General features: G+C 72.0%; 13 protein-coding genes and 1 riboswitch. Of the genes, 6 read left to right on the forward strand and 7 right to left on the reverse strand.

Annotation, left to right across the window (positions count from 1 at the left end):
• The first annotated feature begins 168 nt into the window (after window positions 1–168).
• Complete coding sequence (locus ACZ4TR_RS23170; protein ID WP_167455137.1) at window positions 169–318, forward strand: hypothetical protein; 150 nt, start codon at window positions 169–171, stop codon at window positions 316–318.
• A gap of 25 nt (window positions 319–343) precedes the next feature.
• Here ACZ4TR_RS23170 and ACZ4TR_RS23175 read toward each other — a convergent pair whose 3' ends face one another.
• Window positions 344–643, reverse strand: coding sequence for a YciI family protein (locus ACZ4TR_RS23175; protein ID WP_465288938.1), 300 nt, complete (start codon window positions 641–643; stop codon window positions 344–346).
• A 215-nt stretch (window positions 644–858) separates the two neighbouring features.
• On the opposite strand from ACZ4TR_RS23175, the gene trpS reads away from it, so the two are divergent.
• Window positions 859–1,878, forward strand: a complete 1,020-nt coding sequence (trpS, locus tag ACZ4TR_RS23180) for a tryptophan--tRNA ligase (RefSeq protein ID WP_465288939.1) — start codon at window positions 859–861, stop codon at window positions 1,876–1,878.
• A 49-nt stretch (window positions 1,879–1,927) separates the two neighbouring features.
• Here trpS and ACZ4TR_RS23185 read toward each other — a convergent pair whose 3' ends face one another.
• The 3 genes from ACZ4TR_RS23185 to ACZ4TR_RS23195 all read right to left on the reverse strand — a co-directional run bounded on the left by ACZ4TR_RS23185 (window position 1,928) and on the right by ACZ4TR_RS23195 (window position 4,501).
• Complete coding sequence (locus ACZ4TR_RS23185) at window positions 1,928–2,326, reverse strand: (deoxy)nucleoside triphosphate pyrophosphohydrolase (protein WP_465288940.1); 399 nt, start codon at window positions 2,324–2,326, stop codon at window positions 1,928–1,930.
• Window positions 2,327–2,468: 142 nt separating this feature from the next.
• Window positions 2,469–3,788, reverse strand: a complete 1,320-nt coding sequence (locus ACZ4TR_RS23190) for a sensor histidine kinase (RefSeq protein WP_465288941.1) — start codon at window positions 3,786–3,788, stop codon at window positions 2,469–2,471.
• Window positions 3,785–4,501, reverse strand: coding sequence for a response regulator transcription factor (locus ACZ4TR_RS23195; RefSeq protein ID WP_465288942.1), 717 nt, complete (start codon window positions 4,499–4,501; stop codon window positions 3,785–3,787). Before ACZ4TR_RS23195 ends, ACZ4TR_RS23190 begins: the two co-directional genes overlap by 4 nt.
• A 147-nt stretch (window positions 4,502–4,648) precedes the next feature.
• On the opposite strand from ACZ4TR_RS23195, the gene ACZ4TR_RS23200 reads away from it, so the two are divergent.
• The 3 genes from ACZ4TR_RS23200 to ACZ4TR_RS23210 are packed head-to-tail and all read left to right on the forward strand — an operon-like array spanning window position 4,649 to window position 7,595.
• Window positions 4,649–5,737, forward strand: a complete 1,089-nt coding sequence (locus ACZ4TR_RS23200) for a LolA family protein (RefSeq protein ID WP_465288943.1) — start codon at window positions 4,649–4,651, stop codon at window positions 5,735–5,737.
• Entirely contained in the window at window positions 5,734–6,720 is a 987-nt protein-coding gene (locus ACZ4TR_RS23205) for an ABC transporter ATP-binding protein (protein ID WP_364526323.1), read from the forward strand. Before ACZ4TR_RS23200 ends, ACZ4TR_RS23205 begins: the two co-directional genes overlap by 4 nt.
• A complete protein-coding gene (locus tag ACZ4TR_RS23210; protein WP_465288944.1) occupies window positions 6,717–7,595 on the forward strand; it encodes an ABC transporter permease in 879 nt (292 codons plus the stop codon). The genes ACZ4TR_RS23205 and ACZ4TR_RS23210 overlap by 4 nt, the downstream gene beginning before the upstream one ends.
• Window positions 7,596–7,606: 11 nt before the next feature.
• Here the strand turns inward: ACZ4TR_RS23210 and ACZ4TR_RS23215 are convergent, their stop codons facing one another.
• From ACZ4TR_RS23215 to ACZ4TR_RS23225, 3 genes are all read right to left on the reverse strand, one after another.
• Window positions 7,607–8,614 (reverse strand): ABC transporter ATP-binding protein, encoded by a 1,008-nt coding sequence (locus tag ACZ4TR_RS23215; protein WP_465288945.1) that lies wholly within the window; start codon window positions 8,612–8,614, stop codon window positions 7,607–7,609.
• Complete coding sequence (locus ACZ4TR_RS23220) at window positions 8,614–10,176, reverse strand: ABC transporter permease (protein ID WP_465288991.1); 1,563 nt, start codon at window positions 10,174–10,176, stop codon at window positions 8,614–8,616. The genes ACZ4TR_RS23215 and ACZ4TR_RS23220 overlap by 1 nt, the downstream gene beginning before the upstream one ends.
• 77 nt (window positions 10,177–10,253) lie before the next feature.
• Complete coding sequence (locus ACZ4TR_RS23225; RefSeq protein WP_465288946.1) at window positions 10,254–11,303, reverse strand: thiamine ABC transporter substrate-binding protein; 1,050 nt, start codon at window positions 11,301–11,303, stop codon at window positions 10,254–10,256.
• A 21-nt stretch (window positions 11,304–11,324) separates the two neighbouring features.
• A riboswitch (TPP riboswitch) is annotated at window positions 11,325–11,432 on the reverse strand.
• Window positions 11,433–11,464: 32 nt separating this feature from the next.
• Between ACZ4TR_RS23225 and ACZ4TR_RS23230 the strand changes: the two genes are divergently transcribed.
• Window positions 11,465–11,749: a 4a-hydroxytetrahydrobiopterin dehydratase gene (locus tag ACZ4TR_RS23230; protein ID WP_465288947.1), complete on the forward strand. Its 285-nt coding sequence runs from the start codon at window positions 11,465–11,467 to the stop codon at window positions 11,747–11,749.
• Window positions 11,750–12,226 lie beyond the last annotated feature (477 nt).

The raw sequence follows: 12,226 nt of genomic DNA on the forward strand, positions 1-12,226 counted from the left end.
GGATGGCCCGCGCAAGCCGTCAGGCATCCCGTGACCGGCTCTGGTCACACGCGGACCTCACCCAGGATACCTGCCACCCCATTGTGAGCGGCCCCACGCCCCCACGTCGGTTAGGCTGACCTAACGTGGGAACCCGGTGAACGTCGCCGATCCGGAAGGTGCGTGCGCGTGGGCAAGAAGCCGAAAGACCCGCGGAAGGTCGTGCGCAAGCTGATGAAGGCCGGCAAGGTCAAGAAGAAGTGCTGCCGGTCGAAGCCGCGGTGCAAGAAGTGCCCGGTGCTGGCGCTCAAGAAGGCGAAGCTCGACCTCGCGGCCTAGTCTCACGGCCCGGCTGTCCGGAACCTCAGTGCGGGATGGCTTCGTTGATCTCCCGCAGCGCGGGCGCGGTCTTGGTCGGCGAGAACTGGATGACCTCGTACTTCGCGAGGTGCCGCACCGCGAACGGGTCGCTCGCCAGGATGGCGTCCAGCTTCCCCTGGGACATCGGGCGCGTGATGATCACGCCGCCGACCCGCGGCTTCCGCGCCCCGGAGGCGAGGAAGAGGCCCCGCTCGTACTGCCGGTCCAGCCACTCGACGTGATCCGGCAGCGCCAGGTCGACCTCTTCGATCGGTGCGGTGTAGGTCAGCAGCACGACGAACATGGTTACGACCGTAACTCCGCGAGTGCGTTCCCGCGTCCGGACGATGCCAAGTGGTGACGTGCGTGGGCTAGGATGGTGCGCATGCACGCGCAGACTTCCAACTGGTGGCCGCCCTCGGCGGCCGTCTAGTCCTGCGCTGATCACCAGCGGCCGCCCCGGACGGGCGGCCTTTTTCATGCCTTTTCCGGGGTGGTCCCCCCTCGGAAAGGAAGACCATGAGCAAGCTGTCGGGCATCACGCCCTCCGGTCACGTCCACCTCGGCAACTACCTCGGTGCCGTGCGGCGCTGGGCTCGTGAGGGCAGCGCGGACGACCTGTACTTCGTCGCCGACCTGCACGGCATGACGACCCCGCACAACCCGGCGAAACTCCGATCCCTGGCGAGGGAGCAGCTCGCCGTGCTGATCGCCGCCGGGATCGACCCGGAGCGGGTGTTCGTCCAGTCCGACCTGGCCCGCGAGCTGGGCGCGCTGACCTGGGTCCTGGAGTGCACCTGCAACTACGGCGAGGCCGCGCGGATGATCCAGTTCAAAGAAAAATCAGCGGCGCGCAGCGCCTCCGTTGAGGGCGGTGGCGGGGGCATGGATGGAAAGTCCAAGGGGCAGGCCGGGGTGCGGCTGTCGCTGCTGACCTACCCGGCGCTGATGGCCGCGGACATCCTGCTGCAGGGCGCGGACGAGGTGCCGGTCGGCGAGGACCAGCGCCAGCACGTCGAGCTGACGCGGACGCTGGCCAAGCGGTTCAACGGCACCTACGGCGACGTGTTCACCGTCCCCCGGGCGGTGCTCCCGCCGGCGGGGGCGCGCGTCAAGGACCTCGCCGACCCGGCGCGCAAGATGTCGAAGTCGGCGCGTGACGCGGTGGGCGTGGTGTTCGCGCTCGACGAGCCCGACCAGATCCGCCGCAAGATCCGCCGCGCGGTCACCGACGGCGGCACGGTGCCGGTGCACGCCCCGGACACCCGCCCGGGGCTGGCGAACCTGCTGGAGATCCTGGCCGCGTGCCGGGGTGGCGCGCCGGCGGACCTGGCGGAGGAGTTCTCGTCGTACGGAGCGGTGAAGGACGCCGTCGCCGACGCCGTGATCGAGGAGCTGCGCCCCCTGCGTGAACGAGCGTTAACTCTGCTCGACGACGTCGCGGAGCTGGACCGGGTCCGCAAGGCGGGCGCGGAGCGGGCCCGGGAGCGCGGCTCGCACCGGCTCGACGCGGCGTTGCGGATGATCGGCGCCTGTTGAAGGGCCGTGAATGTCGCATTGAGGGACTTGAAGTCCCTCAATGCGACATTCACGGCTTCGGGTCGAGCAGCGCGCGCAGGGCGGGAAGCAGGATGCGGTCGGCGGGCAGCCAGTCGACGTCGTCGAGGTCGTCGGGCCCGAGCCACCGCACGGCGGTGTGTTCGACGGCTCGCGGTTCTTCACCGGGTGAGACGAGCTCCGCGGCGTAGATGCGGAGGACCTTCTCGCCGGGCAGCGGGACGTCCTCCCCCACGCGCGCCCCGACCTCGATGACGACGTCGAGCTCTTCGCTGCACTCGCGGGCCAGCGCGAAGGCCTCGGACTCGCCTTCCTCGACCCGGCCACCGGGCAGCTCCCACTGCCCAGTGTGCTTCGGCGGCCAGGCCCGCTGCTGGGCGAGCAGCTTGCCGTCCCGCACCAGGGCGGCACCCACGATCACACCGTTCACAGCCCCGGAATCTACCCGGAAGCCCCACTTCCGGCCGCGCCCCGCCGCCCCAATGTGGCCTTGGTTGCGTTCAACGCACCGAAGGCCGCCTTGGGTGCGTTGAACGCACCGAAGGCCACATTGGGGCGCTTGCCCCGAGCCCTCAGCCGTCGCCGCCCGCGGCCGTGCGCCAGACGACCACGAACCGCGCTCCGCCGTCCGGGGACTCGCCCACCTGCACGCGCCCTCCCCGCCGTCGCACCGTCTCGGCCACCATCGCCAGCCCCAGTCCCGTCCCGCCGGACGACCGCGCCCGGTCGTCCGCGATGCGGTAGAACCGGTCGAACACCTTCTCGCGGTGCTCCGGCGCGATGCCCGGGCCGTCGTCGTCGACCACCACCCGGACCGACGACCGCGAAGCCAGCACCGACACCACGATCGCGCCGCGCGCGTAGCGGCACGCGTTGCGCAGCAGGTTGTCCAGCACCAGCTCCACCTCGGCGTGCGCGGACGACGCCCACGCCTGCGCGACCGCGTTGCTCACCCGCGTCTGAGGTGCCCCCGCCGGGAGCCGGGCGACCGCCGCGCGGACCTCGCTCACCAGCTCCACCGGGGACGCCGGCGGCACCTCCCCCGCGTCCGACCGGGCCAGCGACAACAGCCCGTCCAGCAGCGACGAAAGCCGCTCGGCCTCCGTCAGGATGTCCGACAGCGTCTCTTGGGACAGCTCCGGATCCGGGTTCGTCACCGCCACCTCGGCCTGCACCCGGATGGACGCGACCGGCGACCGCAGCTCGTGCGCCGCGTCGCCGGTGAAGCGCCGGAGCCGGTCGCTGGCCTGCTCCTGCCGCTCCAGCAGTGCGTTGAACTCCTCCGCCAGCGCGCGCAGCTCGTCGTGGGAGTCCGGCAGCGCCAGCCGCGCCCCCGGCGGCAGCGCGCGCACCGAACCCCGCATGCGCGCCACCGGCCGCAGCGACAGCCGCACCACCAGCCACGTCGCGAGCCCCGCCACCAGCGCCCCGACCGACGCGACGACCACCAGCCAGACGCCGCCGTAGTGCACCGCGGCGGAGAACCCGACCAGGCCCGCGCCGGCCACGACCAGCCGTTGCGACCCGTCGGGCGCGCTGACGACCGTGCCCAGGTACCGCGCGCCGTCGCGCTGGACCGGCTGGCCGGCCTTGAGCGTCGAGACGTCCGCCGGGGAGAGCCCCGCCGGGGTCCCGCCGTCGACCGGTGCGCCCGCGGTGTCGAGCACCCGCAACGTCACCGGCGCCGCGCCGGATAGGGGCCGCCCGGCGCCCACCTCGGCGCCCGCCGGGCCGAGGGCGCCGGAAAGCTCGCGGTCGACCGAGCCGATGAGCAGCGGTGACAGCTTCGCCGCCGCGAGTGTGGCCAGCCCCAGCAGGCAGGCCAGGGTGATCGTCGCGGCCAGCACCGTGATCCGGACCTGCAGGGACCGGCTCCGCCACCACGGGATCACGGGGTGATGACCTCGTCGAGCTGCGCGTCGGAGGCCAGGTAGCCGTGCCCGCGCACCGTCCGCAGCAACGCGCCGGCGCCGACCGCGTCGAGCTTGCGCCGCACGTACCCGACGTAGACCTCGACGAGGTTGCGCGTCACGGCCTGCTCCTCACCCCAGACCGCGCGCAGCAGCTCGTCCTTCGTGACGACCGTGCCGGCCCGGCCGACGAGCACCTCGAGCAGCGCGAACTCCCGCGGGCTGAGCCCGACCTCCTCGTCGTTCCAGCGCACCTGACGCAGCCCGCGGTCGACCTCCAGCGCGCCGAGCCGCAGCGTCCCCCGGCCGGCCTCCGGCCCGGCGCGGCGCAGCGTCGCCCGGACCTGCGCGACCAGCACGACGAAGGAGAACGGCTTGACGAGGTAGCCATCGGCGCCGAGGTCGAGGCCGTCGGCCTGGTCGATCTCGCCGTCCTTGGCCGAGACGAGCAGCACCGGCGTCATGACGCCGTCCTTGCGCAGCCGCTCCAGCACGCGGTAGCCGGACAGGCCCGGCAGCATGATGTCGAGCAGGATGACGTCGAAGGATCCCGTGCTCGCCAGCTGCAGCCCGGTGGGGCCGTCCGCGGCGGTGACCACGTCCATGTCCTCCGCGCGCAGCCCGCGTTGCAGCGCCTTGCGCACGCCCGGTTCGTCGTCGACCACCAGCACCCGAGGTTTCACGAGGTTCATCATGGCCGGTTTCCGCAGGTCGCGTGTCAGCTCTCAGCACGATCTCAGCCGGGGAGGGAGAACCTTCAGGGGTATCTCAGCCTCGAGAGGGAAGCGTCGTGGCCAGGGAGCCGGGCACACTCGAGCCCGGGACACCACAGGGAGAGACGCATGAAACCGAAGACGAAGGGCATCACCGCCGCGGTCGTCGGCACGGCGCTCGGTGCGGGCGGGCTCGCGTTCATCGCGATGCCGGCCAGCGCCGACGACAAGCCGGCGCTGCCGCAGGTGAGCGCCGAAGACCTGGTGCAGTCGGTCATGAAGGCGAAGCCCGGGGCGTTCGACGGCACGGTCAAGGTCAGCAACGACCTGGGCCTGCCGTCGGTGGGGAACGCGCTGCCGGGGGCGTCGGCGCTGAACATCGACTCGGCGCACATCTTCAGCGACGGCGCCGGCAAGAGCCGCTTGGCCGCCACGCAGGGTGCGAGCCAGGAGACCGTGGTCCACGACGGCACGACCGTCTGGGACTACAGCTCCAAGACGAACACCGCGACGAAGGTGACCATCCCGGCCGACGTGGCCAAGCAGAAGGGCGCGGGCAGCGAGAAGACGCCCGACCCGGTCACCGCGAGCACCGAGCTGCTGGCGAAGGTCCGCGAGAGCAGCACCGTGTCGGTCGACGGCACCGCGACCGTCGCCGACCGCCCGGCCTACGAGCTGGTGCTGACGCCGAAGCCGGACGAGCGGACGCTGCTGCGCGAGATCCGCGTCGCGGTCGATTCGCAGACGCGGATGCCGCTGCGGGTGTCGGTGCTGAGCAACGGCACGTCGACGCCGGCGCTCGAGGTCGCGTTCAGCGAGATCCACTTCACCCCGCAGCCGGCCGACCTCTTCACCTTCACCCCGCCGAAGGGCGCCAAGGTGGAGGAGAAGACGCCGACCGTCGACGACAAGGACAAGGCCCTCGCCGAGCAGGCGAAGGACGACGTCAAGGTCGTCGGCGACGGCTGGGACACCGTCGTCACGGGCAAGGTGCCGGCCGACGCGCTGAACGCGGCGCCGAAGGCCTCCGGCGAGCGCAAGGGCAACGCCGACCCGAAGGCGCTGCTCGAGCGGTTCGCCAAGAAGGTCAACGGCGCGTGGGGCAGCGGCTACCTCGTCACCACGAAGGTGGGCACCGCGGTGCTGACCGACGACGGCCGCTTCGCCGCCGGCGCGGTGCCGGAGCAGGTCCTTTACGAAGCGCTGGGCCAGAAGTGACCAGCACGACTGTCGAGTCCGGGGCGGACGTCTCTTCGGAGACGTCCGCCCCGGCGGTTCCCCTGGCCGCGCGCACCCGGGGGCTGCGCAAGGTCTACGGCAGCACCGTCGCGGTGGACCACGTCGACCTCGACATCCCGGAGGGCGCGGTCGTCGGGATGCTCGGGCCGAACGGCTCGGGCAAGACGACCACGATCCGGATGCTGCTCGGCCTGGTCCGGCCGACCGAGGGCGAGGTCGAGCTGCTCGGCCGCAAGATGCCCGACGCCGCCGCGCACGCGCTGCCGGACGTCGGCGCGCTGGTCGAGGGGCCGGGCTTCCACCCGTTCCTCTCCGGACGCGACAACCTGCTGCGCTTCGCCGCGGCCGAGCCGCGGCTGACGTCGTCGGGGATTCCCTCGGCGGTGGACTCCGCGCTCGAGCGCGTCGGGCTGACCGTCGCGGCGCGCCGGCGCTACAAGGGCTACTCGCTCGGCATGAAGCAGCGGCTCGGGCTCGCTTCGGCGTTGCTCGTGCCGCGGAAGATGGTCGTGCTCGACGAGCCGACCAACGGTCTCGATCCTGCGGGTACCAGGGAGATCCGCAGGATCGTGGCCGAGCTGCACGCCGCCGGGGTCACCGTGCTCGTGTCGTCGCACCTGCTGGCCGAGGTGGAGGCGACGTGCACGCACGTCGCCGTGCTGCAGGCCGGCAACGTCGTCGCGCAGGGCGAGCTGACCGAGCTGCTGGAGTCGGGGAACGCGGCGCTGCTGGTCCGCACGCCGGACGCGGAACAGGCGCTGGAGGTGCTGCGGGAGAACCGGATCGGCGCCCGGCTCACGCCGGACGGCGTCCGGGCCGACCTCACGGCGACGGAAGCACCGCGGGTGCTGCAGGTCCTGGTGGGCGCGGGGGTCGCGGTCCACGAGGCGACGCGGGCCCGCACGGGCTTGGAAGACCTGTTCGCCCGGCTGACGGAATCCACTGGGGAGGGATCGGAATGACGGCCGTCCTCGAGGCACCGGCGGCCCGCACGGGCCACGACACGGTGCCGCTGACCCGCTTGCTGGCCGCGGAGCTGCGCTGGATCTTCCGGCGGCCGCGGACGTTGGCCGTGCTCGGGCTCCTGGCGCTGATCCCGGTGATCATCGGCATCGGCCTGACGCTGGTCGACGACACCCCGTCCGGTGGCGGCGGCCCGGACGACGGCGGCGGTGCGCTGCTGGCGTCCGCGGTCAACAACGCGTTCGTGCTCCCGATCGCGGCGGTCGTGATGTCGCTGGCGCTGCTGCTCCCGCTGGCTTCGGCGATGGCCGGGGCGGACGCGATCGCGGGCGAGACGGCGCACGGCACGTTGCGCGGCTGGCTGATCGCGCCGGTCGGCCGGGGCCGGTTGCTGGCGGTCAAGGCGTTCGGCGTCGCGACGGTGTCGGTGGTCTCGGTGCTGGCGATGTGCGTCACCGGCGTGGTGACCGGGCTGGTCATCAACGGAACGGACTCGCTGTTCACGCTGTCCGGCACGACGCTGTCCCTGGGCGGCGCGCTGGCCCGCATCCTGCTGATGGCGGGCTGGGTGGTGCTCCAGCTGTGGGCGGTCGGCGCGGTGGCGCTGGCGATCTCCAGCTGGACCGAGCACCCGATGCTGGTGGTGGCGTCGGTCCTGGCGGCCGACATCGTGTTCACGATCCTCGGGTTCCTGACGTCGCTGGACTGGCTGCACCCGTTCCTGCTGACGAAGGACTGGTCGATGGCGCCGGCGGAGGTCCTGCAGGACCCGATGGGCACTCAGATGCTGGGCGAGGGCGCTTTGCGCGCGGCTTGCTACATCGTGATCGGGCTGTCGCTGGCCTACGCCCGCCTCTCGACCCGCGACGGCTGAGCCGACTTGCGCTAGCCCACCAAGGCCACACCGTCCGGGTCCAACTCCAGCTTCACCGAGTCCCCGGCGCGCAGGTCCGAAGCCGCCGGGGCTACCGCGTCCACAGTGGACTCCGTCAGCCGCACCACCAGCCGCACGTGCTCGCGCCGGTGTACCGCGGCCACCACTTCCCCGTCCACTCCGGAAGCAGCGACCCGCAGCGCGTGCGGCCGCAACCCCAGCCGCACCGGGCCGTCGGCGACGTCCGGCAGCGCGACGTCACCCAGCGACGTGTGCGCCACCCCGCCTGCCACCACGCCGTCCGCGAACGTCGTCACGCCGAGGAACCGGGCCACGTCGTCGTTCGCCGGGTTGCGCCACACGCGCCGGACCGCGCCCTCCTGGCGGACCTCGCCCGCGTCGAGGACCGCGACGCGATCAGCCAGCGTGAACGCCTCCTCCTGGTCGTGCGTCACCAGCAGCGCCGTGATCTTGCTGCGCCGCAACAGGTCCGCCAGGTCGATCGCCAGCTGCTCGCGCAACCCCGCGTCCAAGCCGGACAGTGGTTCGTCGAGCAGCAGCAGCCGCGGCTTCGGTGCCAGCGCGCGAGCCAAGGCCACGCGCTGGGCCTGACCGCCCGAAAGCTCCGTCACCCGGCGCCGTTCGAAGCCGGCCAGGCCCACCAAGTCCAGCAGCTCGGCGACGCGCGGGCCCCACGAAGACCGCGGCACGCCGTGCATCCGCAGGCCGAACGCGATGTTCGCGGCGACGTCGCGGTGGCCGAACAGCTGGCCGTCCTGGAACACCAGCCCGAACCCGCGCCGGTGCACCGGCACCGCGCCGAGGTCGTCGCCGTCCCAGCTCACCGACCCGCGCGCCGACGGCTCCAGGCCGGTGATCGCGCGCAGCAGCGTCGACTTCCCCGACCCCGACGGGCCGAGCAGCGCCAGCACCTCGCCGTCGGCGATGTCCAGCCGGACGTCGCGGACCGCCGCGAACGATCCGTAGTGGACGGTCAGGTCCCGCACCGACAGCGCCATCAGAACTCTCCCACCCGGCCGCGCGCGGCCCCGAGCCGGTCGATCAGCGCGACCGCCAGCACCGTCACGAGCATCAGCAGCGCGCACGCGGCGTACGCCATCTGGTTGTTCAGCTCACCCGGACGTCCCATCAGCGACGCGATCGCGACCGGCAGCGTCGGCGCCGTCGGCCGCGCGAGGAAGCTCGTCGCGCCGAACTCGCCGAGCGCCACGACGAACCCGAACCCAGCCGCCGCGACCAGCGGGCGCAGGGCCAGCGGCAGGTCGATCTCCCGCCACACCCGCAGCGGGCTCGCGCCGAGCGTCGACGCGGCCTGCCGCAACCGGACGTCGACCGAGCGCAGCACCGGCAGCACCATCCGCACGATCAGCGGGATGATCACCAGCGCCTGGGCCAGCGGCACCAGGTACGGCGACGTCCGGAGGTCGCCGGGCAGCGCGTCGAGCGTCACCAGGTAGCCGAACCCGACGGTCACCGCGGACACCCCGAGCGGCAGCATCAGCACGGCGTCCATCGTTTCGCCGAGCCCCCGCGCGGATCTCGCGGGCGAGCGCCGCAGCGCCACCAGCACGACGGCCGCGAGCACGCCGACGGCCAGCGCGAGCAGCGTCGCGTCGACGGCCACCTTCAGCGAGTTCACCGCGGCGTCCCAGCCGGACACCTGCAGCGCGCCTTTCTCACCGGTGCTCGCGAGGGCCCGGTACCCGGCGAGGCTCCAGCCGTCCGAAGTGGACACCGATTCGACGAGCAGGGCGACGATCGGCGTGAGCAGGAGGGCCAGCACCACGCCCGCGGCGCCGACGACCGTCCATTCACCGCCACGCGGGCGGCGGGTCTTCGCGGCACCGATCCGGGCGCCGTCCTTGCGCCGCCGGGCCAGCCCGCCGAGCACCAGCGCGGCGACCACGGCCGTGAACTGGATCAGCGAAAGCGCCGCCGCGCCCGAGAGGTCCAGCAGGTCGACGGTCCGCAGGTAGATCTCGGTTTCCAGCGTCCGGTACTTCGCGCCGCCGAGGATGAGGACGACGCCGAAACTGGTGGCGCAGAACAGGAACACCACGGCCGCCGCGGACGCGATCGCCGGCGCCAGCGCGGGCAGCGTCACCGAGCGGAACGCCCGCCACGGCGACGCACCCAGCGCGCGGGCGGCGTCGGTCGTGCGCGAATCCAGCCGCGCCCAGAGCCCGGCGACGGTCCGCGCGACGACGGCGACGTTGAAGAACGCGTTGGCCAGGACGATCGGCAGCACGCCGCCGTCCGGCCACAGCGCCCGGAACGCCAGGCCGACGACGACGGTCGGCAGCACGAACGGCACCAGCACCAGCGTCCGCGCGAGGCCGACACCGGGCAGCTTCACCCGGCCCAGCAGGAACGCCACCGGCAGCCCGGCGAGCACGGCCACCAGCGTCGACGCGGCCGCGCTCGCCACCGTGAAGCCGGCCAGCTGCCAGGTCCGCGCGTCGCCGAGGACGACGTCGAGCCCGCCCGCGGCGAACCCGCGGCCGATGATCGCCAGCACCGGCCAGGCGAAGAACACCACCAGGAACCCGATCGGGGCCAGCCCGAGCAGCGCCAAGCCGAGCCCGCGGGCGGTCCGCGGTGGGGTCAGCGCTTTCCGGGTGGCGGTGTCCCCGGGCGTCACTGCACGAGCGTGCGCCATTCGCCGATCCACTTCTCGCGGCCGGCCTGGACCTGGTCCGCCGTCAGCGCCTGCGGCTTCTGCGGCAGCGGCGCCACCTGCGCCCAGCCCGCGGGCAGGTCGACGCCCTGGCGCGCCGGGTAGACGTACATGTTGGCCGCGACGGTCGCCTGGAACTGCTGGGAAAGCAGGAAGTCGACGACCTTGCGCGCGCTCTCGACCTGCTTGCCGTTCGCGAGCACACCCGCGTACTCGACCTGGCGGTAACAGGTGTCGAGCAGCGCCTTGGTGCGCGGCTTGCCGTCGTCGCCGACCTCAGCAGCCGGCGAAGAGGCGTACGAGACGACGATCGGCCGCGGCCCCTTGCCGGACGAGCCGGAGAAGTCCTTGGTGTAGGCCTCTTCCCAGCCGCTGACCACCTTGAGCCCGTTGGCCTTCAGCTTCGTCCAGTACTCCTTCCAGCCGGCCTCGCCGTACTTCGCGATGGTGCCGAGCAGGAACGCGAGCCCGGGTGAGGCCGTCGCCGGGTCCTCGGCGACCAGCAGGTCCTTGTACTTCGGGTCGGCCAGGTCCTCGTAGGTTTCCGGCGCCGGGAGGCCCTTGGCGGTGAAGTAGTTCGTGTCGACGTTGACGCAGACGTCCCCGACGTCGACCGCGGAGAGCCGGTGCTCGGGGTCGACCGCGTAACGCTGCGGCCCGCGATCGGCCTCCGGGCTGGTGTACGGCTCGAAGACACCCTCCTTGAGCGCGCGCGAAGCGAAGGTCGAGTCGACGCCGTACGCGACGTCGCCGATCGGGTTGGCCTTCGTCAGCACGAGCTTGTTGGTCAGCGAACCGGCGTCGCCCTGCTTGAGCACGGAGACCTTGATGCCCGACTGCTTCTGGAAGGCGTCGAGCACCTCCTGCGGCGCCAGGAAGGAGTCGTGCGTCACGAGGGTGACGGTGGGCGTCTGCTGCGTGCCACCGTCACCGTCCGACAGCGAGCACCCAGCGGCGACGACACTGACGGCGGCGATGGCCGTCGCGGCGCGCACAGCCCTGCTTTTCATCTACCCTCCTGCACTTCACCGGACGAGGAGGGAAAGCCCTCCCTTCGCCGGCATGATCCGGTCAGGTGCGAACGGTCGCGGGTGACCCCGCCTCTCAGCCCGGCTCACCGGACTCCCGTGGCAACCGTGCAGCGTAGTCCAGGACGTTGGACGATGGAGCCATGACGGAAATCTTGAGCGACTCCGAGGCCGACGGACGACTGGGCGCCGGCTGGACGCGTTCCGGAGCGGTGATCTCCCGCGAGGTCGAGCTGGCGAGCTTCCCGCAGGCGATCGAGGTGGTGGACCGCGTCGCGGTGCTGGCCGAGGCGGCCGATCACCACCCCGACATCGACATCCGCTGGCGCACGCTGACGTTCCGGCTGTCGACGCATTCGGCGGGTGGTCTGACGGCGAAGGACTTCTCGCTGGCGGCCGAGATCGACTCGGTGCTCGCCGATCTGTGATCTCGGTAACGCTGAGTGCACCTTTGCGGCGGTTTGGCGTCTCTCGGTTACCAGACCCTCGGGAGGGAGACGAGATGACTCAGGCAATCGTGGTCGGTACGGCAGCGTTCGCGACGATGGTCGCGGCAGCGGGAGGTGTGCTGTGGTTCACGGTCCGCTCCCGCCGTCACCCGGACGGCTGAGCGCCGTCGGTGAGTTCGCTCACAGCAGCTAACGAACACCAAGATCAGCGCGCTGAGCAGGGCGGAAGCATCGGTTTCGGCCCTAGGAAACGCCATGAACAGCACCGCCGCCCTCACGCCCGCCCAGCGCGCCTGGATCAACGCCCTCGCCCCCGCCGTGGTGCTGATCACGATCGCGTTGATGGGCCTCCTCGGCTAGTTGTATTGACCACGGAGGTTGGGTACGGGCGACACGTGATCGGATGATCTTGGTGTGAGGGAGGGCCTCCGGGTTCGGTGTGGATTGCGACATCTG

This window comes from Amycolatopsis sp. NPDC028719, assembly GCF_055565395.1.

Bases quoted from the DNA above. Each gene is read 5' to 3' on its own strand.
- ACZ4TR_RS23175 (WP_465288938.1), bottom strand. From the start codon at position 643: ATGTTCGTCGTGCTGCTGACCTACACCGCACCGATCGAAGAGGTCGAC.
- trpS (WP_465288939.1), top strand. From the start codon at position 859: ATGAGCAAGCTGTCGGGCATCACGCCCTCCGGTCACGTCCACCTCGGC.
- ACZ4TR_RS23195 (WP_465288942.1), bottom strand. From the start codon at position 4,501: ATGATGAACCTCGTGAAACCTCGGGTGCTGGTGGTCGACGACGAACCG.
- ACZ4TR_RS23200 (WP_465288943.1), top strand. From the start codon at position 4,649: ATGAAACCGAAGACGAAGGGCATCACCGCCGCGGTCGTCGGCACGGCG.
- ACZ4TR_RS23210 (WP_465288944.1), top strand. From the start codon at position 6,717: ATGACGGCCGTCCTCGAGGCACCGGCGGCCCGCACGGGCCACGACACG.
- ACZ4TR_RS23215 (WP_465288945.1), bottom strand. From the start codon at position 8,614: ATGGCGCTGTCGGTGCGGGACCTGACCGTCCACTACGGATCGTTCGCG.
- ACZ4TR_RS23225 (WP_465288946.1), bottom strand. From the start codon at position 11,303: ATGAAAAGCAGGGCTGTGCGCGCCGCGACGGCCATCGCCGCCGTCAGT.
- ACZ4TR_RS23230 (WP_465288947.1), top strand. From the start codon at position 11,465: ATGACGGAAATCTTGAGCGACTCCGAGGCCGACGGACGACTGGGCGCC.